Origin of the sequence: Tepidiforma flava, assembly GCF_027594505.1 — a bacterium.
GTDB classification, from domain to species: domain Bacteria; phylum Chloroflexota; class Dehalococcoidia; order Tepidiformales; family Tepidiformaceae; genus Tepidiforma; species Tepidiforma flava.
Genome location: NZ_CP115149.1, coordinates 1,951,367 through 1,977,185, shown reverse-complemented (window position 1 = coordinate 1,977,185; position 25,819 = coordinate 1,951,367). Strand labels below are relative to the sequence as shown.

At 70.9% G+C, this 25,819-nt stretch carries 22 protein-coding genes and 1 riboswitch; of the genes, 8 read left to right on the top strand and 14 right to left on the bottom strand.

Annotation, left to right across the window (positions count from 1 at the left end; translation table 11 throughout):
* Positions 1-109: 109 nt before the first annotated feature.
* The 3 genes from O0235_RS11070 (at position 110) to O0235_RS11060 (ending at position 3,173) form a co-directional block, all read left to right on the top strand.
* On the top strand, positions 110-952 hold the full coding sequence (locus O0235_RS11070) for an HDOD domain-containing protein (protein WP_270055846.1): 843 nt from the start codon (positions 110-112) through the stop codon (positions 950-952).
* Positions 953-1,087: 135 nt separating this feature from the next.
* Positions 1,088-2,674, top strand: a complete 1,587-nt coding sequence (pckA, locus tag O0235_RS11065; protein ID WP_270055845.1) for a phosphoenolpyruvate carboxykinase (ATP) — start codon at positions 1,088-1,090, stop codon at positions 2,672-2,674.
* Between the two features lie 76 nt (positions 2,675-2,750).
* A complete protein-coding gene (locus O0235_RS11060; protein ID WP_270055844.1) occupies positions 2,751-3,173 on the top strand; it encodes a hypothetical protein in 423 nt (140 codons plus the stop codon).
* A gap of 39 nt (positions 3,174-3,212) precedes the next feature.
* On the opposite strand, the gene O0235_RS11055 is transcribed toward O0235_RS11060, so the two are convergent.
* The 3 genes from O0235_RS11055 to O0235_RS11045 are packed head-to-tail and all read right to left on the bottom strand — an operon-like array spanning position 3,213 to position 6,956.
* The gene (locus tag O0235_RS11055; RefSeq protein WP_270055843.1) at positions 3,213-4,331 is read right to left on the bottom strand and encodes a calcium/sodium antiporter; all 1,119 of its coding nucleotides are present in this window, start codon (positions 4,329-4,331) and stop codon (positions 3,213-3,215) included.
* 52 nt (positions 4,332-4,383) lie between these two features.
* Positions 4,384-6,030: an ABC transporter substrate-binding protein gene (locus O0235_RS11050; protein WP_270055842.1), complete on the bottom strand. Its 1,647-nt coding sequence runs from the start codon at positions 6,028-6,030 to the stop codon at positions 4,384-4,386.
* Complete coding sequence (locus O0235_RS11045; protein ID WP_270055841.1) at positions 6,027-6,956, bottom strand: cation diffusion facilitator family transporter; 930 nt, start codon at positions 6,954-6,956, stop codon at positions 6,027-6,029. Before O0235_RS11045 ends, O0235_RS11050 begins: the two co-directional genes overlap by 4 nt.
* Before the next feature lie 109 nt (positions 6,957-7,065).
* Between O0235_RS11045 and mfd the strand changes: the two genes are divergently transcribed.
* The 4 genes from mfd (at position 7,066) to O0235_RS11025 (ending at position 13,475) form a co-directional block, all read left to right on the top strand.
* Positions 7,066-10,611, top strand: a complete 3,546-nt coding sequence (gene mfd, locus O0235_RS11040; RefSeq protein ID WP_270055840.1) for a transcription-repair coupling factor — start codon at positions 7,066-7,068, stop codon at positions 10,609-10,611.
* A gap of 120 nt (positions 10,612-10,731) precedes the next feature.
* The gene (locus O0235_RS11035) at positions 10,732-11,172 is read left to right on the top strand and encodes a Zn-ribbon domain-containing OB-fold protein (RefSeq protein WP_270055839.1); all 441 of its coding nucleotides are present in this window, start codon (positions 10,732-10,734) and stop codon (positions 11,170-11,172) included.
* A 29-nt stretch (positions 11,173-11,201) separates the two neighbouring features.
* Positions 11,202-12,398 carry a thiolase family protein gene (locus O0235_RS11030; RefSeq protein ID WP_270055838.1) on the top strand — a complete coding sequence of 399 codons (1,197 nt, stop codon included), beginning with the start codon at positions 11,202-11,204 and terminating at the stop codon, positions 12,396-12,398.
* Positions 12,399-12,524: 126 nt separating this feature from the next.
* Positions 12,525-13,475 carry a phosphotransferase enzyme family protein gene (locus O0235_RS11025; protein ID WP_270055837.1) on the top strand — a complete coding sequence of 317 codons (951 nt, stop codon included), beginning with the start codon at positions 12,525-12,527 and terminating at the stop codon, positions 13,473-13,475.
* Here O0235_RS11025 and O0235_RS11020 read toward each other — a convergent pair.
* The gene (locus O0235_RS11020) at positions 13,465-14,532 is read right to left on the bottom strand and encodes an AI-2E family transporter (RefSeq protein WP_270055836.1); all 1,068 of its coding nucleotides are present in this window, start codon (positions 14,530-14,532) and stop codon (positions 13,465-13,467) included. The genes O0235_RS11025 and O0235_RS11020 overlap by 11 nt on opposite strands.
* A gap of 73 nt (positions 14,533-14,605) precedes the next feature.
* Between O0235_RS11020 and O0235_RS11015 the strand changes: the two genes are divergently transcribed.
* Positions 14,606-15,157, top strand: coding sequence for a DinB family protein (locus O0235_RS11015; RefSeq protein WP_270055835.1), 552 nt, complete (start codon positions 14,606-14,608; stop codon positions 15,155-15,157).
* A gap of 76 nt (positions 15,158-15,233) precedes the next feature.
* Here the strand turns inward: O0235_RS11015 and ilvN are convergent, their stop codons facing one another.
* From ilvN to trpA, 10 genes are all read right to left on the bottom strand, one after another.
* The gene (ilvN, locus tag O0235_RS11010; protein ID WP_270055834.1) at positions 15,234-15,851 is read right to left on the bottom strand and encodes an acetolactate synthase small subunit; all 618 of its coding nucleotides are present in this window, start codon (positions 15,849-15,851) and stop codon (positions 15,234-15,236) included.
* The gene (gene ilvB, locus O0235_RS11005; protein ID WP_373324316.1) at positions 15,848-17,539 is read right to left on the bottom strand and encodes a biosynthetic-type acetolactate synthase large subunit; all 1,692 of its coding nucleotides are present in this window, start codon (positions 17,537-17,539) and stop codon (positions 15,848-15,850) included. The genes ilvN and ilvB overlap by 4 nt, the downstream gene beginning before the upstream one ends.
* A gap of 159 nt (positions 17,540-17,698) precedes the next feature.
* Entirely contained in the window at positions 17,699-18,766 is a 1,068-nt protein-coding gene (locus O0235_RS11000; protein WP_270055832.1) for an SIS domain-containing protein, read from the bottom strand.
* Positions 18,763-20,187 (bottom strand): phosphoglucomutase/phosphomannomutase family protein, encoded by a 1,425-nt coding sequence (locus O0235_RS10995; RefSeq protein WP_270055831.1) that lies wholly within the window; start codon positions 20,185-20,187, stop codon positions 18,763-18,765. The genes O0235_RS11000 and O0235_RS10995 overlap by 4 nt, the downstream gene beginning before the upstream one ends.
* Positions 20,177-21,190 carry a nucleotidyltransferase family protein gene (locus tag O0235_RS10990; RefSeq protein ID WP_270055830.1) on the bottom strand — a complete coding sequence of 338 codons (1,014 nt, stop codon included), beginning with the start codon at positions 21,188-21,190 and terminating at the stop codon, positions 20,177-20,179. The genes O0235_RS10995 and O0235_RS10990 overlap by 11 nt, the downstream gene beginning before the upstream one ends.
* A gap of 13 nt (positions 21,191-21,203) precedes the next feature.
* Entirely contained in the window at positions 21,204-22,367 is a 1,164-nt protein-coding gene (gene metK / locus O0235_RS10985; protein ID WP_270055829.1) for a methionine adenosyltransferase, read from the bottom strand.
* 94 nt (positions 22,368-22,461) lie between these two features.
* Positions 22,462-22,568, bottom strand: a riboswitch (SAM-I-IV-variant riboswitch).
* 50 nt (positions 22,569-22,618) lie between these two features.
* On the bottom strand, positions 22,619-23,344 hold the full coding sequence (locus tag O0235_RS10980; protein WP_270055828.1) for a segregation and condensation protein A: 726 nt from the start codon (positions 23,342-23,344) through the stop codon (positions 22,619-22,621).
* A 67-nt stretch (positions 23,345-23,411) separates the two neighbouring features.
* Positions 23,412-24,455: a 3-deoxy-7-phosphoheptulonate synthase gene (aroF, locus tag O0235_RS10975; RefSeq protein WP_270055827.1), complete on the bottom strand. Its 1,044-nt coding sequence runs from the start codon at positions 24,453-24,455 to the stop codon at positions 23,412-23,414.
* 28 nt (positions 24,456-24,483) lie between these two features.
* Positions 24,484-24,855: a chorismate mutase gene (gene aroH / locus O0235_RS10970; RefSeq protein ID WP_270055826.1), complete on the bottom strand. Its 372-nt coding sequence runs from the start codon at positions 24,853-24,855 to the stop codon at positions 24,484-24,486.
* 167 nt (positions 24,856-25,022) lie between these two features.
* On the bottom strand, positions 25,023-25,814 hold the full coding sequence (trpA, locus tag O0235_RS10965; protein WP_270055825.1) for a tryptophan synthase subunit alpha: 792 nt from the start codon (positions 25,812-25,814) through the stop codon (positions 25,023-25,025).
* Positions 25,815-25,819 lie beyond the last annotated feature (5 nt).

Sequence of the window (25,819 nt, the reverse complement as noted above, 5' to 3'; positions counted from 1 at the left end):
ACCCGGTTGGGGTAGCTGCGCCGGGGAAAGCGGGGAACTCCCGGATGACCCGGGGACACAGGCGCGGCGACACTGTGGCGAGAACGCCTTCGCGGAGGAGGGGTGCGCCATGGGTGACAGCCAGCCGGCCGGGATCGACATCGTTGCCGCGATCGAGGCGCTGCCGCCGCTGCCGGCCGTGGCGCTGCGGGTGATGCAGGTCGCGCAGGACCCGAAGGCGTCGGCCTCGGACCTTGCGCTGGTGGTCTCGGCGGACCCGGGGCTGAGCAGCCGGATTTTGCGGGTCGTGAATTCGGCGGCGTACCGGCGCATGCGGGAGATTACGTCGGTGCAGCAGGCGCTGGTGACGCTGGGGTTCGTGCAGGCGCGGAACCTTGCGGTGAGCGGTGCGATCGCGGGGGCGTATGCGCCAGATGCCCTGCACGCGCTGTTCCGCATCGAAGTGTTCTGGCGGCATGCGATCGCGGTGGCGTTCAAGGCGGCGGAGTACGCGGGGCAGGGGCGGCGGGTGGACGTGCCGAGCGCGTTCACGGCGGGCATCGTGCACAACATGGGGCGGCTGGCGCTGTTCTACCGGGACCCGGCGCTGGTGGACCAGGCGGTCGCGCGGGCGATGGCGGAGGAGCGGACGCTGGAGGAGGTCGAGGCGGAGCTGGGGTTCGACCATGCCGCGGCGGGCGAGCTGCTGGCGCGGAAGTGGAAGCTGCCGGAACCGATCTGCGAGGCGATCGGCCGGCACCATGAGCCGCTGGATTCGCCGCACACGCTGGCGGGGTGCGTGGCGATGGCGGACCGGTACGTGGTGGGGAACGGGCTGCTGCCGGGGTACGTGCTGCCGCCGGCGCCGGGGACGCAGCGGATCCCCTCGCCGGACTTCGCGGGGCTGATGAAGCAGGTGGACGCGCTGATGGAGCTGGTGACGGGCGAGCCGGCCGGGGTGCGGGCAGCGTAAGGCGCGGAGCGATACGGCGGGGCGGGCCGAAGCATCGGCAGGTGCTATAGCTCGAGGTTCAGCTATTCACTTTTCGGAAGGCTTCCGCTAGGCTGGAGCGGTCAACTCTCCCAGTCGAGTGTGGAAGCAGCAGCCATGGCGATTTCCCCGGCACCCAGCAATGCGGGCAGCGCGATCATCGCGCGCGCTGCCGAGGTTCACCACAACCTGAGCGTCCCGGTCCTGTACGAGTACGCCGTCCGGCGGCGGGAAGGGAAGCTCCTGCAAGGCGGGACGTTCGCGGTATTCAGCGGCGAGCGGACGGGGCGGAGCCCGCAGGACAAGTTCGTGGTGAAGACGCCGGAGATTTCGGAGCACGTCTGGTGGGGCAAGCACAACCAGCCGCTCCCGGTGGAGACGTTCGAGCGGCTGCTGAGCAAGGCGATGCAGTACCTCGCCGGCCGGGAGATCTTCGTGCAGGACACGGTGGTGTCGCAGGACCCGGCGCACCGGAAGACGGTGCGCGTCATCACGGAGCAGGCGTACCACTCGCTGTTTGCGCGGACCATGTTCATCCCTTCGGAGAAGCGGCCGTTCGAGGAGAAGGCGGACCTCACGATCATCCACTGTCCGTTCCTGCACCTCGACGGGGCGGCGGACGGGGTGCGGAGCGACGCGGTGGTGGCGCTGAACCTGACGGAGGGCATCATCCTCATCGCCGGGACGGCATACGCCGGGGAGATGAAGAAAGCCGTCTTCACGGCGATGAACTACTACCTGCCGCTGGAAGGGACGCTCTCGCTGCACTCGGCGGCGAACGTCGACCCGCGGACGGGGAAGTCGGCGCTGTTCTTCGGGCTTTCGGGCACGGGGAAGACGACGCTGAGCACGGACCCGGAGCGGCTGCTGGTCGGGGACGATGAGCATGCGTGGACCGAGCGGGGCATCTTCAACATCGAGGGCGGCTGCTATGCGAAGACGATCCGTCTCTCGAAGGAGGCGGAGCCGGACATCTTCGAGCAGACGCACGAGTTCGGGACGATCCTCGAAAACGTGATCTTCGACGAAGACACGCGCGAGGTGGACCTGAACGACGACAGCATCACGGAGAACACGCGCGGCAGCTACCCGCTGGAATCGCTGAAGCATGTGTACCTCGAGCCGGTGGCGCCGCACCCGTCGCATGTCATCCTGCTGACGGCGGACGCGTTCGGGGTGATGCCGCCGGTGGCGCGGCTGACGCCGGAGCAGGCGCTCTACCACTTCCTGAGCGGGTACACCTGCAAGCTGGCGGGGACGGAAGTAGGGCTGACGGACCCGGAGGTGACGTTCAGCCCGTGCTACGGCGCGCCGTTCATGGCGCTGAACCCGACGGTCTACGCGGACCTGCTGGAGCAGCGGCTGCGGATGACGGGGGCGCAGACGTGGCTCATCAATACCGGCTGGACGGGCGGGAAGTACGGCATCGGGAAGCGCATCGCGATCCAGGAGACGCGGAAAATGGTGCGGGCGGTGCTGAACGACGCGCTGAACGGGGTGGAGTTCCGGAAGGACCCGGTGTTCGGGTTCGAAGTGCCGACCCGGTGCCCGGGGGTGGATTCGAAGCTGCTGGACCCGCGGGCGATGTGGGCGGACCCGGAGGAGTACGACCGGGTCTACCGGGGGCTGGCGGAGCGGTTCGCGGCGAACTTCGAGCAGTTCCGTCCTTTGGTGCGGCCGGAGGTCGCGGCCGCGGGGCCGTGAGGCGCGCCGGAGGTTCGACCGAGCCCCGGAGCGCCCGTAGAATCGTTCGCAGCGCCACTGCGGAGGACGTGTTCGCGTGACCGTGAAGCAGCTCAGCCAGCTTCGCCACCAGGGGACGGTGGCCGAAATCGCGAAGGTGAAGTTCCCGTACCCGAACGACGAATTCCCGGATTACGAGACGATCGTGAACGTCCCGAAGCCGCGGCTCGCGGTCGGCGAAGCGAATGGCCGGGAGCTGGTGCCGGACATCGTGGTGGTGCACAAGCCGGGCCTGTTCCTCCGGATGATGGCCGAGGTGGAGATGCCGGACACGCTGAACGACGAGTCGGCCGTGAACGACTGGCTGCCGATGTCGAAAATCGGGCCGCTCTACCTGTACGTGCCGGTGGGGACGGTGCCGGAGACGAAGAAGCTGCTCAAGAAGCACAAGATTTCGGTGGCCGGCATCCGGACGTGGCGGTTCCGGCCGGTGTGGGGGCTGGAGGTCGTCGAAGTCTAGGTTCGGAGCGCTCTGCCGCCCGCGACTGTGCGCCGGGGCTCACGCCCCGGCCTTTTCGTCGTGCGCCGCCCGGCGCTGGCGGAGGTAGAAGCGGAGGGCGAGGGCGAGGGTGATGACGGCGATGGCGGGGAGGATGAGGCCGAGCATGACCATGCTGTAGGCATCGAGCGCGTCGTGCCCGGAGGCATCGAGGAAGAGGTAGAGGGCGTAGGCGCCATAGAGGCCGAGGAAGAGCAGGCCGTTGGCGCGGGTGATGACGTAGCCGGTGAAGAAGATGGGGAGGGCCGCGACGGCGACGGCGAGCATCACCGGCAGGTCGAAGGCGACGGCAGACTCGGCGACGGGGATGCCGCCGCGCGAGACGGCCGCCGTTGCGCCGAGGACAGCCATGAGGTTGAACAGGTTGCTCCCGACGGCATTGCCGACGGCGATGTCGCGTTCGCCGCGGATGGCGGCGACGACGGAGGTGGCGAGTTCGGGCATCGAGGTGCCGGCCGCGACGATGGTGAGGCCGATGACGAGCTGAGAGACGCCGAGGAACTCGGCGATTTCGACGGCGCCGCTGGTGAACCACTCGGAGCCGAGGACGAGCATGCCGAGGCCGGCGACGACCAGCACGAGGTCGAGCGCGACGGTGCGCGGCGTCACGGGGCGGGCGGTGATGGCCGCCTCGTATTCGTCGTACTCAGACTGGACTTCGCGGGATTCGCTGCGGCTCTTGCGGATGGCCCAGGTGGTGTAGGCGATGACGCCGAGGAAGAGGATGACGCCTTCGTACCGCTGGATGTCGCCGTCGAGCGCGAAGAGGAGGACGAGGACGGAGACGGCGATCATGAGCGGGACTTCGAAGCGGACGAGCTGCTGGTGGACGATGAGGGGAGCGGCGACGGCGGACGCGCCGAGGATGACGAGGATGTTGAAGATGTTGCTGCCGACGACGTTGCCGATGGCGAGGTCGGGCTTGCCGCCGAACGAGGAGGAGACGCTGACGGCGAGCTCGGGGGAGCTGGTGCCGAAGGCGACGACCGTGAGGCCGACGACGAGCGGGGAGACGCCCATGGCGATGGCGAGGTGGCCCGCGCCGCGCACGAGGCCTTCGGCGCCGACGATGAGCAGGGCGATGCCGGCGATGAAGAGCACGAGGGAAAGGAGGTCCATCCGTGCCCCAGTATCCCGGAAGCGGTGGTGACGAAAAACCGCAGGCCGGCGCTCAGGAGGAGCGATACCGCCGGATGTCGCGGTGGCCATCCCAGAAGGGCGATGGCGCGGGTCCTTCGAGCCCCGGCCGGCGGAAGACCTCGGTCAGCTGCTGGACCCACGGGACCACGCCGCCGGCGAAGCCGGCGAGGAGGCGGCGCTGCAGGCCGCGCAGGGATGCGGCGTCGGCGGAGCTGAAGAGCGCATCGCGGTCGGCCGGGGCGAGCGCGTGGCCGAAGAGCTCGAGGAGGGCTTCGCGCGGGTCGGGCGAGGGCAGCGGCGGTCCCCAGCCGAACCAGAAGGCGGCGCGGCCGTTGCCGTAGAAACCCTCCTGCACGCGGGCGGCGATGACCGGGTAGCGCTCGACGGCCGGGCGGAATTGCGGTCCGAGGATCGCGTTCAGGCGTTCGATCACGACCGCGCTGGCGGCGTAGCGGGGGTCGAAGATGGCCGGGATGTCGACGGCGACGGTGCCGAGGGCGGGGCCGCCGGCGGCCTCCCAGCGCTGCCGCGCGGCCCCGGCGTCGGCATCCGGGTCGGCGGCGTAGCCGGGGAACGCCGCGAGGTCGGATTCGGGGAGGGCCGCGCCAGAGACGGGCGGAAGCGGCCCGGCTGGCCGGGCGCGGCCGGCGAAAAGCGCTTCCGCGAGCCAGCCGCGGTTGAGCGCGCCGGAGAGCGCTTCGAGCAGGCGGGCATCGGACCACGGCGGAGCGCTGACGGAGAACGTGGAGAGCACCGTCTCGCGCCAGGGGAGGGCGAACTCCTGGATTCCGGGCAGGCTGCGTGCGGCTGCGGCGTCGCGCGGGTCGAGGGCGGGGAATTCGTCGAGGTCGCCGGCGCGGTAGCGTGCGAGGGTATCGGTCGGCGGCGAGACGCTGAGCGCGTCGAGGAGCGGGACACGGTGGCCGGCGGTGTACGCTTCGAGGCGGGCTGTTTCGCGGTCGAACCCGGCGAAGCGCCAGGGGCCGCAGCCGGCGAGCAGCGCGGGGTCGAGGGGGTCGGCGTCGAAGCGGCTGGCAACCTCCGGAGGCTGGACGAGAGCGAACTCGGCGGCGAGAGCGGCTTCGAGGAGCGGCGACGGGCGGGCGAGCACGAGCCGGATCAGGCCCGGCGCGGGGAGTTCGACCCGGGCGACCTCGCGGAGGGGGCCGGTGCGCTGCACGAGCGGCGCGGTACCTTCGCGGGCGATGGCGAGCGCGCGCTCGAGGTGGAAGCGGACGTCGTCCCCCGTGACGGGGCGGCCGCCGAGGGGCGGGACGTCCTGCCAGCGGGCGCGGGCGTCGAGGCGGAGCAGCAGGGTGAGCGGGTCGGGCTGCTCCCGGGCGGCGGCGAGGTCAGGGCCGAGGCGGGCCCCGGCGGGGTCGTCCCACTGGAGGAGGCGCGCATGGACACGGCCGAGCAGCTCGACGGTCGACGGCTCGCCGGAGCGGAGGGCGTCGAAGGTATCGAAGTCGAAGCTGGAGGTCGCGGCGAGGCGGGCCGCGCCGCCCCGCGGGAGCGGGGTGGGCGTCGGCGGCGGGGAGGGCGAGGGTTCGCCGGCAGGGAGGGATGGCTCGTCCGATGGGCCGGGGGCGCGCCGGACGACGACGGCCGCAGCGGCAGCCGCGCCGCCCGCGCTGAGCGCGCCGGCGAGCAGGGCGCGGCGGGAGAGGCGCGTCATGAGCGGGCGGGTTCGTGGGCGTGGCCGGCGTCGAGCAGGGCGGCGTCGGGGCTCGAGCAGCATGCAATGGCCAGGTGGAGGGCCGGCGTCTCGGGCTGGAGCGTGACGTGGACGATGCCAAACCGTTCGCGGAAGAGCGCGGCGAGGTCGGTGAGGACATGCTCGGTGCAGCCGGCATCGGCGAGTTCGACGTGGGCGCTCAGGGCCGGGAAGGAGGGCGCGATGCTCCAGACGTGGACGTCGTGGAGGTCGAGGACGCCCTGGACATCGCGGGCGGCGGCCGCGATGGCGCGGGGGTCGAGCCCGGGCGGGGCGCTCTCGAGGAGGATGGCGCCGGCCTGGCGGAGGAGGTTGACGGCGCGGGGGAGGATGAGCGCGGCGATGAGGAGCGCGGCGATCGGGTCGAGGGCCGGGCTCGCGCCGAGGGCGATGGCAGCGGCGGAGACGATGACGAGGACGGAGCCGAGGGCGTCGGCCATAGCTTCGAGAACGGCGCCGCGGATGTTCAGGTTGTCGTGGCTGTGGCCGTGGAGGATGCGGAGGACGAGGAGGTTGACGCCGAGGCCGAGGGCAGCGGTGACGAGGACCGGGCCGGTGCGGATGGTGTGCGAGCCGTCGAGGCGGCCGAGGGACTCGTAGACGATGAAGGCGGCGATGCCGGCGAGCAGGGCGACGTGGAGGGGCACGGCGAGGACTTCGGCGCGGGCGTAGCCGAACGTGCGGCGCGCATCGGGAGGGCGCGCGGCGATGGTCGCGGCGAGGAAGGCGAGCCCGAGCCCCACGGCGTCGGTGAGCATGTGGCCGGCATCGGAGACGAGGGCGATGGAGCCGAAGGCGAGGCCGACGGCGGCCTGGGCGGCGGCGAAAGCGAGCGTGAGGCCGAGGCCAAGGAGGAGCTCGCGGCGATGGACGGGCGGATGCGCCACGCCGTGATCGTAGCACGGCGCCGCCCGCGCGATACCTGAGAGCAAATCTCAGTGATACGTCCTGGACATCGCGGCGGCGTGCGGGGCGCGCCGGGGCGATGGCGGAGGCGTGCTACCGGGCGGTAAAGTGGAGGGCGAGGCGGCTGCTGCCGCTGAGGGTTCGGACCTGGCTGGTGAACTCGCGGGCGTCACGGCCGCGGTCGCCGAGGAGCTGGCCCCGCTGCTGGCGCGCGGGGACGGCTGCGTGCGCCTTTCGGCGCCCGAGAGCGCGCGGGCGTACGTCGCGGCGGCGCTGGCGAGCGGGCACGCCGGGCCGCTTCTCGCGGCCGTGCCGACGGCCCTGGCCGCGCAGGCGCTGGCTGATGATCTCGAGCTCCTGAGCGACCGGCCGGTGATTCGCCTGCCGCAGCGGGATGCGCTGCCGTACGAGTTCACCCGGGACGATCCTTCGGCGGGGGTGGAGCGGGCGCGGGCGCTGCGGGCGCTCGGGGGCGAAGCGCCGGCGATCGTCGTGGGGACGTGGGCCGCGATCACCGAGCGCACGGCGCCGCCGGCCCCGGAGGCGGAGGACCTGCGGCTGGAGACCGGCGCAGCGGCGCGGCCGGGCGACGTACTGGCCTGGCTGGAGGGCGCGGGCTACGCCATCGAGCCGCTGGCCGACGCGCCGGGGACCGCGGCGCGCCGGGGCGGGCTCATCGATATCTTCCCGGCCGGGTTCGAACGGCCGGTGCGGGTGGAGTTTTTCGGCGACACGGTCGAGAGCATCCGGCTGGTCGACCTTGCGACGCAGCGGAGCGCGGGCCGGCTGGATGCCGTGCTCGTGCCGCCGGTGTCGACCTCGCTGGGCGCCGGCCGGGCGGCAGCGCGGGCGCTGGCGGAGCGGCTCACCGCGCAGGGCGATGAGGCGGAGGCGGTCGTCGAGCAGGTCGAGGCAGTCGCAGCGGGCGGGCGGACCGACTACCACCAGTTCCTCGAGCCGCTGCTGTACCGGGCGACGGCGCTGGACCACCTCGGAGGCGCGGCCGTCGTGGTCGTCTTCGACCCCGAAGACGGGCGGCAGGCGCTCGAGCAGGCGCTGGAGTTCGAACGGCGGGCTCGGGCGGAGATGGAAGCGCGGGGCGCGATCCCGGCCGGGCTGCCGGACCTGCGCGAGGAGCCGGGGGCGGCAGCGGCGGCGCTGCTGGGGCGGGCCGCCTACGTGCTGGAACGGTTCGGGACGGCCGAGCGCGGGGCGCGCGAGCTGCCGGTGCAGGCCGCGCCGGGGTTCGGCGGGCGGCTTCGCGTCGTGGCGCAGCAGGCGGAGGCGTGGCGGCGGGAGGGCCGGCGGGTCGTGGTCGCGTCGCTGCAGGCCCTGCGGCTGGCGGACGTTTTCGAGGCGGAGGGCACGCGGAGCGCGAAGACCCGCGCACTGGGCGGCGCGCCTCCGGGCGGGAGCGTGACGCTGGTGCCGGCGGCGGTGTCGAGCGGCATCGTCACGGCCGCGGGGACGGTAGTGCTGGCCGATGCGGAGGTCTTCGGGTTCCGGAAGCGGCGGAAGCCGACGCGGCCGCACCACGGCGTTCGGCCGGACCTCGTCGAAAGCCTCGAGGTCGGCGACTACGTGGTCCACGCGGACCACGGCATCGCGCGGTACGGCGGGCTGGTGCGGCGGTCGGTGGAGGGAGTCGAGCGGGAGTATCTCGAGCTGCAGTACGCGGAGGGCGACCGGCTGTACGTGCCGGCCGACCAGCTGGAGGCGCTGAGCCGGTACGTGGGGCCGAGCGATCACCCGCCGGCGCTGACGCGGCTCGGCACACAGGACTGGGCGCGCTCGAAGCGGCGGGTGAAGCAGGCGGTGGTGCAGATGGCGCGCGACCTGCTGGAGCTGTACGCGAAGCGGCAGCTGGTGCCCGGGCACGCCTTCCGGGAGGACACGCCGTGGCAGATGGAGATGGAGGCGTCATTCCCGTACGTCGAAACGCAGGACCAGCTGGCGGCGATTCTCGAGGTGAAGGCGGACATGGAGCGGCCGCGGCCGATGGACCGGCTCATCTGCGGGGATGTCGGCTACGGGAAAACGGAGGTCGAGGTGCGGGCCGCGTTCAAAGCTGTCATGGACGGGAAGCAGGTAGCGGTGCTGGTGCCGACGACGGTGCTCGCGGAGCAGCACGGGGAGACGTTCCGGGAGCGGACGGCCGGGTTTCCGGTGCGGGTGGAGGTGCTCTCGCGGTTCCGGTCGGCGGAGGAGCAGCGGCGGATTCTCGCGGACCTCGCGGCGGGGGAGGTGGACATCGTGGTGGGGACGCACCGGCTGCTGCAGAAGGACGTGGTGTTCAAGGACCTCGGGCTCGTGATCATCGACGAAGAGCAGCGGTTCGGGGTGAGCCACAAGGAGCGGCTGCGGCAGATGCGGGCGGAGGTGGACACGCTGACGCTCTCGGCGACGCCGATCCCGCGGACGCTGCAGATGTCGCTCGTGGGCATCCGCGACATGAGCACGATCATGACGCCGCCGGAGGAGCGGCAGCCGATTCGCACCTACGTGCTGGCGTGGGACGACGAAATTCTGCGGGAGGCGATCGAGCGCGAGCTGCAGCGGGGCGGGCAGGTGTTCTTCGTGCACAACCGGGTGCAGAACATCGAGCGGATTGCGAAGCGGGTGATGGAGCTCGCGCCCGGCGCGCGGGTGGCGATCGGGCACGGTCAGATGCCGGAGGAGCAGCTGGAGCGGGTGATGCTGGAGTTCCAGGCCGGGGAGCACGATGTGCTGGTCTGCACGACGATCATCGAGAGCGGGCTGGACATCCCGAACGCGAACACCATCATCATCAACGAGGCGAACCGGCTGGGGCTGGCGCAGCTGTACCAGCTCCGGGGCCGGGTGGGGCGGTCGGCGAACCGCGCGTACGCCTACCTGCTGTACGACAAGGACCGCGCGCTGAGCGAGGCGGCGCAGAAGCGGCTGGAAGCGATTTTCGAGGCCTCGGAGCTGGGGGCCGGCTTCCAGCTGGCGCTGCGCGACCTCGAAATCCGCGGCGCCGGGAACGTGCTCGGGACCGAACAGAGCGGGCACATCGCGGAGGTCGGGTTCGAGCTGTACACCAAACTGGTGGCGGAGGCGGTGGCGGCGCTGAAGCGGGGCATGGGCGAGGAGCTGCCGCGGGCGGCCGAGCCGGAGCCGCCGCCGCCAGTGGTGGACCTGCCGGTGAGCGCGCACATCCCGGAGAGCTACGTCGGCGACATCCACGCGCGGCTGAACCTGTATCAGCGGATTGCGCATCTCGGGACGGTCGAAGCGGTGGCGGAGATGCACGAGGAGCTGCGGGACCGGTTCGGGCCGGTTCCGCTGGCAGTCGAGAACCTGCTCTACGTGGCGCTGGTGCGGAACCTCGCGAAGCGGGCGGGCATCGAGGCGATCAAGACCGACGAGCAGATGTTCCACCTGTACGTGCGGGGCGGGACGACGCCGGAGCTGCGGGAGCGGGTGGCGCGGCTCGGGCTGGGGGAGCGGGTGGCGCGGCTCGGGCTGGGGGAGCTGGTGCTCACCGGGCCGAAGCAGGTGCGCATCGACCGGGTGGGCGCCGGCGAGGGCTGGATGCCGCTGCTCGTGCGGGTCCTTCGGGCGATGGGCGGAGGGCGGCCGGCAGCGGAAAGGGCGGGAAACGAGCGAGTGTGAAGGTTCGTTGACAGCCCTTTACGGGGGACGAACAATACGGTGCGGCGAGGCCCTGGCCCCGGGGCGCATTCGCCGTGAGCGGAACACCAGCCCGGGCAGGAATGAGAAGGAGGTCCAGGATTGGCAGAAGCGACAGCAACGCAGGGCGAAGTTCGCCCACTGGTGCCGCACCTGACGCTCGGTGAGACGCGCGATCAGGATTACCTGAACGGCTCCGTCTGCAAGAAGTGCGGGACGAAGTACGTCGGCCCGCGGCTCTTCTGCGGGGTGTGCAGCAGCGACGGCCCGTTCGAGACGATCCGGCTGGCGAACACCGGCACCGTGCACGTGTGGACGATCATCCACCAGGCGACGCCCTACGTGCAGGCGCCGTACATCGCGGCGGTCGTCGACCTGGACGGCGGCGGAAGCGTGAACACGAACATCGTGGGCATCGAGCCGAAGCCGGAGAACATGAAGTTCGGCATGCGGGTGAAGATGTTCACCGAGAAGGTGTCGGAGGACCGGGAAGGCAACTCGTACATCGCCTACCGGTTCACGCCGATCGAGGGCGAGAACTAAGGCCCGGGCGCGCGAAGGAGGTAAGGACAGTGCGCGAAGTAGCAATCGTTGGCATTTCGATGATCAAGTTCGGCCGCTATGCGGACCGGGACTTCGCCCAGCTTTCGGCGCAGGCGGTGCTCGAGGCGCTGAAGGATGCGGGCATGGAGATGAAGCAGATCGAGGCGCTGTACAGCGGCAACCTGTACCAGACCTCGGGCTCCGGGCAGCGGATTCTGCAGCAGATCGGCCAGACGGGCATCCCGGTCGTGAACGTGGCGAACGCCTGCGCGACGGGCTCGACGGCCTTCCGCGAGGCGTACTTCGCGGTCGCTTCGGGCGCGTACGACGTGGTGATGGCGGTCGGCTCGGAGCAGATGGGCAAGCAGGGCCTGCTGGGCTCGCGGGGCGACCCGGCGACGAGCCTCGAGGGCCGCGTCGGTTCGTACATGATGCCGGCGGTGTTCGGCATGGCGGGCATGGAGCATGCCCGGAAGTACGGGACGAAGCAGGAGCACTTCGCGCTGGCGAGCGTGAAGAACCACTGGCACAGCACGATGAACCCGCTGGCGCAGTACCAGAAGGAATCGCCGCTGGACGAAGTGCTGAACTCGCGGATGATCGCCTACCCGAACACGCTGCTGATGTGCTGCCCGACGGGCGACGGCGCGGCGGCGGCGATCCTGACCTCGATGGACAAGGCACGGCAGTTCACGACGCAGCCGATCAAGGTGGCGGCGAGCGTGCTGACGAGCGACCCGTTCACCGACCGGGACCTGACGCTGCCGGACATCAACACGCTGACCCGGAACGCGGCGAAGCTGGCGTACGAGCAGGCCGGCATCGGGCCGGAGGACCTCGACCAGGTCGAGCTGCATGACTGCTTCGCGACGGCGGAGCTGCTGCACTACGAGAACCTCGGCCTCTGCGGGGACGGCGAGGCGGCGATGCACGTGGCGAGCGGCGCGCCGTGGCTCGGGAACAAGATCCCGACGAAGTACGAGGAGGACGTCGCGCCGTTCCGCGACAAGACCTACCAGCCGAAGACGAAGGCGGTGGTGAACGCCTCCGGCGGCCTGCTCTCGAAGGGGCACCCGCTGGGCGCGACGGGCGTGGCGAACATCGCGGAGATCGTGTTCCACCTGCGCGGCCAGGCCGGCCAGCGGCAGGTGGAGGGCTCGAAGGTGGGCCTCGCGCACGTCATCGGCCTCTGCTCGGCCTGCACGATCCACATCCTGCAGAAGTAGCGCCGGCCGACAGGTCTCCCGCATTCCCGGCGCCCCTCCCACCACAGGGAGGGGCGCCGGTTCGCTTGGGCGGCGCGGAGAGTCGACGGCGCGGCCCGGGGACGGCACGATGGGGAGGTGGATGCGATGCGCGAGCCGCCGGCGGAGGTGCTGCGGGCGTTCGGCCTCGGGAGCGAGGAGCTGCGCCCGGGCAGCCCGGAGGGGCGGGCCTGGCTGGCGGGCCGCGCCGTGCTCAAACGGCGGCGGCTGCCGGGACCGGAGGCCGGGCTGCGGTGGGAGGCGGAGCTGCGCGAGGCCGCGGCGCGGGCCGGCTGGCCGACGGCGCGGGCGATCCCGGCAGCGGACGGTGTGCCGGCCATCGACAGCGGCGGCTGGGCCTGGACGTGCGAGGAGCGGCTGCCGGGCGCGCCGCGGGAACTGACGACGGTGGCGGCGTGGCGCATCGCCGGCCGGCTGCTCGGCCGGCTGCACCGCGACCTCGCGGCGGCGGACCCGGGCATCCAGCGGCCGGGGCTCGGGAAGGCCTGGGAGCTGGACGTGCTGACCGACTCGGCGGGCGCCGGGACGTTCAACCGGCTGGTGGCGGCCTTCGGGCGGGAGTACCCGGAGCTGGCGGCGGCCATCCGCCGGGAGCGCTACCGGAATCTGCGGGAGCTGGCGCGGCTGGGCTACCCGGAGCTGCCCGAGCAGCCGGTCCACGGGGATTTCTCGGCGAAGAACCTGCTCTGGGCGGAGGGCGAGCTGAGCGGGCTGGTCGACTGGGAGTTCGCGCGGCGGGATGCGGCGCTCTGCGACCTTGCGCCGCTGCTGATGCCGTTCGGGCCGCTGGAGCCGCACTACGCGCGGGCGCTGTTCGAGGGGTACGCCGCGGTGCGCCCGGTTTCGAACCAGGAGTTCGGGCTGCTGCCGGCCCTGGTGCGGGCGTCGCTGCTCTGGTGGGTCGCGGTGGAGCTGGTGCGGTGGCGGCTGGAGGGCGGCTCGCCGGAGCGCATCGCGCGGACGGTGCAGGTGCGCTTCCCGGCGTTCGAGCGGTATGCGCTGGAGCTGGGGTTCCTCCGGGAGAACGTCAGGGGATAGCTTCGTCCGGCTCGTCGGGTGCGAGGACCTGGGGCACCTGGTCGTCGGTAAAGCCGTTGGCGCGGCGTTCGAGGTAGTAGTCGAGGACGACGCGCCCGGCGGCGGCGGCCGGGAGGGCGAGGAGCACGCCGACGATGCCCATCAGCTCGGCGCCGGCGAGGACGGCAAGGAGAACGACGAGGGCAGGGAGGTTGAGCGTCTGGCCATAGATGCGGGGGACGAGGAGGCGGTCTTCGAACTGCTGGTAGATGAGGAGGGCGACGAGGACGATGACGGCCTGGGTGGGCGATTCCTGGTAGGCGGCGATGGTGGCAGGAACGACCGCGATGAAGGCGCCGACGAGGGGGATGATATCGGCGAAGGCGGCGAGGACGCCGAAGGCGACGGCATTCGGGACGCCGACGGCGAGGAGGACGACCATCGTATAGACGCCGATGATGAGCGACGTGATGAGCTGGCCGCGGACGTAGCCGCCGACGACGCGCTCGAGGGCGCGCAGGAAATGGTGGGCATCGGCTTCGCGGTCGGGCGGGATGAACCGGAAGAGGAAGGCGCGGAGCCGGTGGGTTTCGACGAGGAGGTAGGCGGTGATGACGGCGATGGTGAGGCCGGTGAGGATGCCGACGAGGACGCGCTGGCCGTAATCGACGACCTGGGAGCCGCTGATGATGCGGTTCCAGTCGATGTCAGCGGCGCGCTCGGGAAGGTCCCAGCGCTCGGTGTTGAAGCCGAGGTCGGCGGCGAAGGTTTCGAAGTCGGCGGCGTATTCGGGAAGGTTGCCCTGGAGGTCGCGGAACTCATCGACGACGGCAGGGGCCACGATGGCCACCATTGCGCCGAAGACGGCGAGAATGGCGAAGAGCATGAGCAGGACGGCGACGACGCGGTTGATGCCGTGGCGGACCATCCATTCGATGTAGGGCAGGAGGGCCGCCATGAAGATGAACGAGGTGGTGATGATGAGGACGAGCGGCCAGAGCTGGACGAAGAACCAGATGCCGGCAAGCGCGAGGGCGATGGCAAGGATGCCGCGGACCGAGAGCTCGAGCCGAATCATAGGACCGCCGTGGCGGGGGATGTAGCGTAGGATGGGGGCCCGGCGGCGCTGCTGACAATGCGGCGCGGGGGTGATGGCGATGTACCGTTCTATCGATGCGTTCCTCGCGTACTTCGAGGCGGTGAACCGGCGCGCGATGCGGGACATCGGCGCGCTGCCGCCGGAGGCGGACGGCTGGACCCCCGCGGTGGGCGAGGGCGAGGGTGCGTGGAGCATCAACAAGCTGGTGGGGCACATGTGCGGCTCGCGGCTGTATTTCGCGAGCGCGTACCTGGGCCGGGGCTGGGTGAGCCCGCCGCCGCCGGACGTGAGCCGGCGGGAGCTGTGGGTGCCGGCGCTGGCGGAGAGCTTCGAGCGGTTTTGCGACCTGCTGCGCGGGACGCCGGATGACTGGCTGGAGCGGAAGGTGGCGATGATCGACAGCGGCGGAGCGCTCTCGGGCTGGCGCATCCTGGCGATGATGGCGGAACACGACATCCACCACCGGAGCCAGATCGACACGTACGCGGGTTTGAACGGCTGGCCCGTGCCGCAGATTTTCGACCGGACGGCGGAGACGATCGGGGCGCTGCAGGCGCAGGAGCGGGCGAAGCACGGCCTCGCGGGCGGGGGCCACGGGCTGTAGGGACGGCGCGCGGCGAAAACGCGGCGGCGGGGCTCCCGAAGGGGGAACCCCGCCGCGGTTCGCTGCTCGCGGGCGGTCAGTCGCTGGAGAAGGGGAGGTCTCCCTCGACGCGGCGCCCCTGGGTCTGGTGGATGCGGGCGATGCGCTCGGGCTCGGGTTCGTGGACGGTGGTGGTCTTCGTGCCGCGGACCATGGCGATGCGGCCCGTGCGCGAGAGTTCGCGGATGCCGTAGGGCTCGCACATTTTGATGAGGCCGTCGATTTTGTCTTCGTCGCCGACGACCTGGAGGATGATGGAGTTGGTGGCGATGTCGACGACGTCGGCGCGGAAGACGTTGGCGATATCGAGGAGCTCGTGGCGGTTCACGTTGTTACAGCGGACCTTAATCATGGCGAGCTCGCGGGCGACGATGTCTTCCTGGCTGAGGTCGCTGACTTTGATGACGTCGATGAGCTTGTAGAGCTGCTTTTCGACCTGTTCGACGGGGGCGCTGTCTCCGTCGACGACGATGGTCATGCGGCTGAGGCCGGGCATTTCGGAGTGGCCGACGGTGAGGGATTCGATGTTGAAGCCGCGCCGGCGGAAGAGGCTGGCGACGCGCATGAGGACGCCGGGCTTGTCTTCGACGATGGCGACGACGGTGTGGTAGTTGGCGCGCTTACGGGGGTGGTGGCCGTTGAGGGAGGGGTTCACCGGGCGAGCTCCTCGGCGGGGGCTTCGATGGTTTCGGAGAGAGCGGCGCCGGCGGGGACCATCGGCCAGACGTTCTCTTCCTGGTCGATCATGAAGTCGATGAGGATGGGCCCCTTGTGGGCGCGGGCTTCGCGGATGGCGGGGGCGACTTCGGCCTTGGTTTCGACGCGGATGGCGCGGATGCCGTAGGCGTCGGCGATTTTGCAGAAGTCCGGCTGCGTCATGGCGACGGCGACGAAGTTGCGGTCGTAGAAGAGTTGCTGCCACTGGCGGACCATGCCGAGGTAGCCGTTGTTGAAGATGGCGATTTTGAGCGGCAGGTTTTCGTCGACGACGACGGCGAGCTCCTGCATGGTCATCTGGAAGCCGCCGTCGCCGCAGATGGCCCAGACTTCGGCGTCGGGGAGGGCGACCTGGGCGCCGATGGCGCCGGGGAGTTCGAACCCCATGGTACCGAGGCCGCCGGAGGAGATGAGCTGGCGGGGGCGCTTGTAGAAGTAGTGCTGACCGGCCCACATCTGGTGCTGGCCGACGCCGGTGACGATCGTGGCGTTGCCCTCGGTCTCTTCGTAGAGGGTGCGGACGACGTACTGCGGGAGCATGCGGCGGCTCTCGCGGATGTGGAGGCTGGGGTGCTCTTCGCGCACCTGGTCGATCCACTGGAGCCACTCGGTGTGCTTCGCCTCGCGGACGTGCTCGGTGAGGCGGGGGAGGACGTTCTTGGCGCTGCCGACGATGGGGACGGCGGTGGGGAAGTTCTTGCCGATCTCGGCCGGGTCGATGTCGATGTGGATGATTTTGACGCCGGGGTTGAAGTCCTTGAAGCGGCCCATGGCGCGGTCGTCGAAGCGCATGCCGACGCCGATGACGAGATCGGCGTTATCGGCGGCCATGTTGGCGTAGAACATGCCGTGCATGCCGAGCCAGCCGTAGGAGAGGCGGTGCGCTTCGGGGAAGGCGCCGATGCCGAGGAAGGTGGTGATGACGGGAATCTCGGCCTTTTCGGCGAGGGCGACGAGCTCGTCCTGGGCGTCGGACCAGATGACGCCGTGGCCGGCGATGATGATGGGCCGGCGGGCCTGGTCGATGAGTTCGGCGGCGCGGCGGATCATGCCGGCGTGGCCTTCGTAGGTGGGCCGATAGCCGCGGAGGTGGACCTGTTCGGGCCAGTCGAATTCGGCGGATTCCTGGAAGACGTCCTTCGGGATATCGACGAGGACGGGACCGGGGCGGCCGGTGCGGCAGATGTGCGCTGCTTCGCGGATGGTGAGGGGGATCTCCTCGGGGCGCATCACCAGGTAGTTATGTTTGGTGATGGAGTGAGTGATCCCGGTGATGTCCGCTTCCTGGAAGCCGTCTTTCCCGAGGAGGGTGCGGCTGACGTTGCCGGTGAGGGCGAAGACGGGGACGGAGTCCATCCAGGCGGTGCAGATGCCGGTGACGAGGTTGGTGGCGCCGGGGCCGGAGGTGCCGAGGCAGACGCCCATGCGGCCGCTGGCGCGGGCGTAGCCGTCGGCCATGTGGGCTGCGCCCTGTTCGTGCCGGACGAGGATGTGGCGGATGCCGGGATACTGGGGGAGGGTGTCGTAAAGGGGGAGGACGACGCCCCCGGGGTAGCCGAAGATGACTTCGACTCCTTCGCGCTGGAGGCCTTCCAGCACCATCTGTGCGCCTGTCATGCGCGCCATGAGGAACCCTTTCCGCGGAGCGAACGCTGGAGCCGGCGGAACCCGGTGAGGGGCGCCGGATGCCTGCCGCGCCGTGCGGTCGCGACTGCCCACAGGGGCGATGGCTGGAGGGGTGGCCGGTTAGCCGATTGCCCTCCGTTCGGTCCGCAGGGTTTCAGATTACGTCGATATTTCGGCGGAGGAAAGGCGGGCGAGGCGCTCGCGGATCGATTCGATTTCTGGAATCGGCGTCGGGTCGATGCCGCGGGCGATGGCGGCCTGCCAGGAGAGGGCGTCGACGGTGACCAGGGCGGCGAGGGCCTGCTCGAACGGGCTGGTGCCGGGGATGGGCAGGCGGAGGAAGGGGATGCCGCGGGACGCGGCGAGCTCTTCGATGACCTCGAGGTAGGGCGCGGCCGGGTCGCCTTCGGCGGCGAGCGCGAGGAGCGTCCAGCGGGCGGGGGCGAGGGCCGGGTCGAGGCCGACGACGAGGTTGTGCGCGGCTTCGGGGAGGGCAGCGGAGGCGGCGAGGAGCTTGGCGTTCTCGGCGAGCTGGTTGCGGGCGCGCTCGGCGAGCGGGACGAGCGGACCGCCGGCGAGGATGAGCGGGATGCGGCCGGCAGCGGCCCCGGCGGCCCGGGCTGCGCTGGAGCCGGCCGCCAGCTGCTCGGCGGCGAGGGCGGCGCACCGGGCTGCGGCCTGCTCGATATCCGGGGTCGTGACGAGGTAGAGGCCGAGGCGCTCGACGATGCGCAGGAGGGGCGCGAGGAGCGGGGCGACGGCCGCGCGGGGCGGGGCGTCGTAGTCGAACCGCCAGGCCGGGACGCCGTCGTCCTCGCAGCGGGCAGCGAGGCGGCCGCCGCGGGTGATGGCGATGAGGGGAGCATCCCGGCGCCAGGCGTCATCGTAGAGGGCGAGCGTCTCGGCGGTGTTGCCGGAGCAGGAGACGGCGACGACGAGGGTGCGTTCGCCGACGAAGTTCGGGAGTTCGCGGCCGCGGACGACGGTGATGGGAATCTCGCTGACCGGGGCGGCGAGCGCGGCGACGATATCGCCGGCGGCGGCGGAGCCCCCGGTGGCGGCGATGACGAGCTGGTCGGGCATGCGGCCGCTCGGGAGCGGCAGCTCGAGGTCGGCGGAGCGGCGCCATTCGCGCGCGAGGAGGTCGCCGAAGGCGGCGATGTGGCGCCACATGCCGGCGCGGTCGACCGCGGCTGCGGCGGGTTCCGGTTCGAAGGCGGGGCTCACCGGCGGACCCCGGCGATGGCGGCGCCGGCATCGAGCACGGGCCGGACGAGCGCCTCATCGGTGACTTCGGTGTAGATGCGGAGGAGGGGCTCGGTGCCGGAGAGGCGGAAGAGGAGCCAGCCGCCTTCGAAGAGGAAGCGCCAGCCGTCGGTGCGGTCGCTGTCGGTGACGGGCCGGCCGGCGATGTCGGCGGGAGCGGCGGCATCGAGGGCGCTGCGGATCGCGTCGCGCTGGCCGGGCTCGAGGTCGTAGTCGTCGCGGGCGTAGAAGTGCGGCCCGGTGATATCGAAGACCTGCTGGAGGAGTTCGGAGGGGGATTTGCCGGTGGCGGCGACATGGTCGAGGAGGAAGAGGCCGGCGAGGATGCCGTCGCGCTCGGGGAGGTGGCCGCGGAAGCCGTAGCCGCCGGATTCTTCGCCGCCGATGAGGGCGTCTTTCTCCATCATGAGGGGGCCGATGAATTTGAAGCCGACCGGGGTTTCGAAGCATTCGACGCCGTAGCGGGCGGCGAGGAGGTTGGCCATGCGGGTGGTGGTGATGGAGCGGACGATGGGGCCGCGGAGGCCGCGCTCGCCGAGGAGGTAGTTGATGAGGAGGGCGAAGGTGCGGAGCTGGTCGACGTAGCGGCCGCGCTCATCGACGAGGCCGACGCGGTCGGCGTCGCCGTCGTTGGCGATGCCGAGGTGGTAGCGGCCGCTGCCCATGAGGTCGAGGAATTCGCCGAGGTTGCTTTCGATCGGCTCGGGTGCGCGGATGCCGGGGAAGGCGGGATTTCGCTCGGCATGGATTTCGCGGACGGTGGTGGAGCCGCCAGACAGGAGTTCGGCGAAGAGGCCGGCGCCGGCGCCGTACATGGGGTCGACGGCGACGGCGAGGCCGGCGCTGCGGATGCGCTGGAGGTTGACCTGCCGGCCGAGGGCGGCGAGGTAGCCGGGGATGGGGTCGAAGATGGTGATGGCATCCGTGCCGGCCGGCGCCATGGGAACGCCGGCGGGGTTTTCGAGGATGGCGGGGACGCGCCGTTCGATGTCGGCGACGATCTCGGGGCTGGCGCTGCCGCCGTAGTGCGGTTTGACCTTGATGCCGTTCCAGTTGAAGGGGTTGTGGGAGCTGGTGACGACGACGCCGCCGGCGGCGCCGATTTCGATGATCCGGTAGCTGACGGCGGGCGTCGGGGCCGGCCGGCCGGCGAGCTGGACGGTGAAGCCGGCGGCGGCGAGCACGCGGGCGACGTCGCGGGCGAAGTGGTCGGAGAGGAAGCGGGTGTCGTAGCCGACGACGAGAGGGCGGGCGGTGCCGCCGCGCTCCGCGAAGTGGTCGGCAACGGCGCGGGCGCAGGCGCGGACGTTTTCGAAGGTGAAGGTATCGGCGATGATGGCGCGCCAGCCATCGGTGCCGAAACGAACGGGGTTATCCGGCATGGGGCTCATGATACTGGCCGTCTGCGTCAACGATCGTGCCCGGCGGGGGCGCTGCGCCGGGGCCGATGGTCGCGCCGGGGCCGATGACGCAGCCGCGCAGGCGGGCGCCGGGGCCGATGCGGGCGCCGTCGGCGGCGATGGTGTCGACGAGTTCGGCGGCTTCGCCCACGTGGACGCGCTCCCAGAGGACGGAGCCGCTCAGGCTGGCGCGCGGGCCGACGACGCTGCCTTCGCCAACGGCGGCGCCGGCGAGCGCGGCTGAGGGGTGAACGGAGGCGCCGGGGTGGATGGCAGCGCCTGCCCCGAGGAGGGCGCGGTGGAGGGCGAGGTAGCGGGCCGGGGTGCCGAGGTCGGCCCAGTGGCCTTCGAAGCGGTAGCCGAGGACGACCCGGCGGCGGGCGACGAGCGAGGGGAAGAGGGTCTCCTCGACGCGGACGGCGCCGGGCGGAATTTCGTCGACGAGGCGGCGCTCGAAGATCCACGCGCCGGCGTTGACGAGGCGGGAAGGGGCTTCGCCGGGGGGCGGCTTTTCGACGAAGCCGGTGACGAGGCCGTCCGGGTCACAGACCGCGACGCCGAAGCTGGAGGGGTCGTCGACTTCGTGGAGTGCAAGGGTGAGGTCGGCGGCGCGCTCGACGTGGGCCGCGAGGGCGGCGGCGAAATCGAAGTCGAGGTAGACGTCGCCGTTGAGGACGAGGAAGCGGTCGTCGATGCCGGCGGTCTCGACGGCGTTGCGGATGGCGCCGCCGGATTCGAGGCGGGCGGTTTCGATGATGGGGAGGATTTCGAGGCCGCGGTGCCGCCCGGCGGGGTAGCGGGCGGCGAGGTCTTCATTGGCGAGGCCGAGGGCGAGGATGGCGCGGCGGATGCCGGAGCGCTCGAGCCACGCGAAGAGGTAGTCGATGGCGGGCCGGTTGCAGACGGGGACGAGGCTCTTGTGGCGGCGGGCTGTGAGCGGGCGCAGCCGGGTGCCCTGGCCGCCGACGAGGAGGATGGCGTCCACGCGGGGGCGGCGGTCAGCGGCCGGCGGCGGCGCGGAGGTCGGCGGCCCGGGAGGTATCCTCCCAGGGGAGGTCGAGGTCGGTGCGGCCGAAGTGGCCGTAGGCGGCGGTCGGCCGGTAGATCGGCCGGCGGAGACCGAGGTCCTCGATGATGGCGCCGGGGCGGAGGTCGAAGAGGCGACGGACGGCGGCGAGGATGACGGAATCGGGGACGACGCCGGTGCCGAAGGTCTCGATGCCGATGGAGGTGGGCTCGGGGACGCCGATGGCGTAGGAGAGCATGAATTCGCAGCGGGTGGCGAGGCCGGCGGCGACGATGTTCTTGGCGACCCAGCGGGCGGCGTAAGCGCCGGAGCGGTCCACCTTCGTCGGGTCCTTGCCGGAGAAGGCGCCGCCGCCGTGGCGGGCGACGCCGCCGTAGGTATCGACGATGATCTTGCGGCCGGTGAGGCCGGCATCGCCGCGCGGGCCGCCGATGACGAAGCGGCCAGTGGGGTTGACGTGGATGGTGACGTCCTTGCTGAGGAGCGGGCCGACGACGGGTTCGATGACGTGCTTCGTGACCTGGGTGGTGATGAACTCCGGGTCTTCGACGTCGGGCGAGTGCTGGGTGGAGATGACGACGGTATCGACCTGGATGGGGTTCCAGTGCTCGTCGTATTCGACGGTGACCTGGGATTTGCCGTCGGGCCAGACCCAGGGGAGGGTGCCGGCTTTGCGGACTTCGGCGAGGCGGCGGGTGAGCCGGTGGGCGAGCGAGATGGTGAGAGGCATGTATTCGGGGGTTTCGCTGCAGGCGAAGCCCATCATCATGCCCTGGTCGCCGGCGCCGATGGAGCGGGGGTCGTTGTTGTTCACGCCGCGGGCGATGTCGGCCGATTGCTCGGCGATGGAGGTGATGACGCCGCAGGTGTGGCCGTCGAAGCCTTTTTCGGAGGAGTCGTAGCCGATATCGACGATGGTTTTGCGGACGAGCTTGTTGATATCGACGTAGCCGTGGGTGGTGATCTCACCCATGACGAGGACGAGGCCGTTGGTGGTGGCGGTTTCGCAGGCGACGCGGGAGGCGGGGTCCTGCTCGAGGAGGGCATCGAGGACGGCGTCGCTGATCTGGTCGCAGATCTTGTCGGGGTGGCCTTCGGTGACGGATTCGGAGGTGAGGAGCTTGCGTTCGGACACGTAGAGCCCTTTCGGTGGTGGAGTTGCCTTCGCGCGGGCATGAAAAATCCCCCCGTGCCGCTGGGGTGCGGCGGCGAGGGGCGGGCCTTCCCGCAAGCCCGCCTTTTGTTGCCCGGCGGCGGGGGCCGCAGGGCCGCGTCGGTTTGGCACCTTGGAGGCATAACCAGGTTGCCGGGCGGGGACGCCCTCTTGACGCTTGCAGTGAGGGTAGCAGGGGCGGGTGCGTGGCGGAAGATGGAGGCCGCGGGCCGTCAGGCGGCGGGGGCGAGGGCGACGACCTGGATGTCGCCCCAGGGGGTTTCCTGGAGGGCGTCGGCTTCGCCGGCGCGGAGGAGTTCGAGCACGGCGAGGAAGGAGACCACGACTTCGAGGCGGCTGGCGCATTCGAGGATGGCGCGCCGGAAGGAGAAGCGGCCCCGGCGGCGGAGGCGGTCGCGGAACTGCTCGAGCCGCTGGGCGAGGGTGATGGCGGTATCGCGGGGGAGGATGGCGCGGGGGGCCGGGTCGGCGGGCTTGCGCTGGAGGAGCCTGAGCATGAGAGCGTGAAGGCGCTCGATGCTGACGCCTTCGAGGGGCGAGGCTTCGGGGAGGTCGGGGGGCGGAGCGAGGCGGGTGTAGATGCGAAGGCCGGCGTCCTGGCGGGCTTCGAGGAGGTCGACGACCTGGAGGAAGCGGCGGTATTCGCGGAGGAGTTCGACGAGCTCCTGGCCGACGTCGTCGTCTTCGAGGGAGGGCGCCTCCTCCCCCTGCGGGCGGGGGAGGAGGGCGCGGGACTTGAGGTAGATGAGACGGGCGCCGATGGCGACGAACTCGGCGAGGGCGGAGGGGTCGAAGCCTTCGCCGGTGTGGATGGCGGCGAGGTACTGGTCGGTCACCGCGACGAGGGAGACGGCGGTGATATCGAGGTCGTCCTTCTCGATGAGGTGGAGAAGGAGGTCGAGCGGCCCCTGGAAGACGGGCAGCGAGATTTCTGCCATAGCTCCTGCCGGCGCGATGCCCCCCCGCTGAGGCGGCGCCGGCGCGGTCTTGCGACCGTGTGCGCTATCACGCGCTGGCAGGCGCCCACACCCCCGGGAGCGTCCGCTCGACTGCAGCGGCGATAGCGCCGACCGAGCGCATCATCCCGGCGAAGCGGTCGTATGTCAACGACTGGGCTCCATCGGAGAGCGCGTGGTCGGGGTTGTTGTGGACTTCGATCATGAGGCCGTCGGCGCCGGCGGCGATGGCGGCCATGGCGACCGGGGTGACGAGGGAGGCTTTGCCGGTGCCGTGGGAGGGGTCGGCGATGATGGGGAGGTGGCTGAGTTCGCGAACGAGCGGGATGGCGTTGACGTCGAACGTGTTGCGGTAGGCGGTTTCGAAGGTGCGGATGCCGCGCTCGCAGAGGATCACGTTGGGGTTGCCCTGGGCCATGATGTACTCGGCGGCGAGGAGCCATTCTTCGATCTGGCCGGAGAGGCCGCGCTTGAGCATGACGGGCTTCTTCACGCGGCCGACTTCATCGAGCAGGATGAAGTTCTGCATGTTGCGGGCGCCGATCTGGATGATGTCGGCGTATTCGCAGACGGCGTCGATGTCGCGGACGCTCATGAGTTCGGTGATGACGGGGAGGCCGTGGGCTTTGCCGGCGGCGTGGAGGTAGCGGAGGCCTTCTTCGCCGAGGCCGCGGAAGGTGTAGGGGGAGGTGCGGGGCTTGAAGGCGCCGCCGCGGAGGATGTTGGCGCCGGCGGCTTTGACGGCGCGGGCGGAATCGAAGATGTGCTCTTCGTTTTCGATGGAGCAGGGGCCGGCCATGATGGCGAGTTCGGTGCCGCCGACCTTGACGCCGTAGCCGACATCGATGACGGAGTCGGCGGGGCGGAAGTCGCGGGAGGCGAGCTTGTAGGGACGGGTGACGCGGTGGACGGATTCGACGCGGGGAAGGGCGAGGAACACGTCTTCGAGGCCGGGCTCATCGGAGCCGATGACGCCGATGATGGTGCGCTCCTGGCCGACGGAGAGGTGGGCCTGGCGGCCGGTTTCCTCGACGCGCTTGATGATGACGTCGAGGTCGTCCGGGGTGGCTTCCGGGGAAACGACGATGATCACGGGTTCTTTTGCTCCGTTTCGGGGTAGTTCAGGGGGTTGGGGAGGCGAGGTCGGGCCGCAGGCGGGCGGCCTCGCGCAGGTAGATGTGGCGGATTTCACTCTGGGCTTTGTCCGTGTTCCAGTGGAGGAGCACCCGGATGCAGAGGGGAAGCATGCCCGGGACGGACATTTCGTGGCTCTGCATGAGGGGAACCTGCGTCCAGCCGAGCTGGCGGGCGGCGACGGCCGGGAATTCGGCGTAGACGTCGGGGGTGGTGGTGAGCCAGGCGGAAGCGATGTCCTCGGTGCGGATCCCGTTGGCCTCGACCATGTGGATGAGGAGCTCGCGGGTGCGCTCGAGGATTTCTTCCTTCTGGTTGCGGTCGACAGTAGTCGCGCCGCGGACGCCGCGGACGGGCATACGCGCAGGTCCTCCTGGGTGTTCCGTGGGTGTGGTGGCAGTGCGCTCAGGATGGGCGGGCGCCAAAGGCCCCGGCCGGCGGACTGCCATATGCACGGCCCACAGGGGGACGCGGCCACGCCTGTTGAGGCGCAGCCGGCCGTCTGTGGGCCGCGATCACCTGTCCGCTACCGGCCGGAGACATCCTCCACGAACTCCCTGACGCTCTGCGCGCGGCGGTCTTCCGCCGCAGCGTCGATGGCGCTGATTATAGCAGAGCCGATGACTGCGGCATCGGCGATGGCGCGGACGGCCTCGGCCTGCTGGCGGGTGGTGATGCCGAAGCCGACGGCGAGCGGGAGGTTCGTCCGGGCACGCACGCGCTCGATGAAGGCGGGGAGGGCATCGAGGGCGACGTTGCCTTTGCCGGTGGTGCCGGTGACGCTGACGCAGTAGAGAAAGGCATCGGCGCAGGCTGCGATGCGGGGGATGCGCTCGTCGCGGGTCGTCGGGGCGACGAGGGGGACGAAGCTGAGGTCGTGGGCGCGGCAGGCGGCGAGGAAGCTGCCGGCTTCTTCGGGCGGGAGGTCGACGACGATCCAGCCGTCGGCGCCGGCGGCGGCGGCCTCGGCGCAGGCGCGGGCTTCGCCGCGGGCGAGAATCGGATTGTAGTAGCCCATGAGGATGACGGGGGCAGTGAGCCCCTGCGCGCGCGCCGCCCGGATGAAGTCGAAGCAATCGGCGAGGCAGACGCCCTGTTCGAGTGCGACCTGGTTGGCGTGCTGGATGGTGGCGCCGTCGGCCATGGGGTCCGAGAAGGGGACGCCGAGTTCGATGACGTCGGCGCCGCCGTCCTGCATGGCGAGGAGGATGGGGACGGTCTCGTCGCGCCGGGGGTAGCCGGCGGTGACGTAGCCGATGAAGAGCGAGCGGCCGGCTTCGCGGGCGCGGGCGAAGGTGTCGCGGAGACGCTGGGACATGGGGC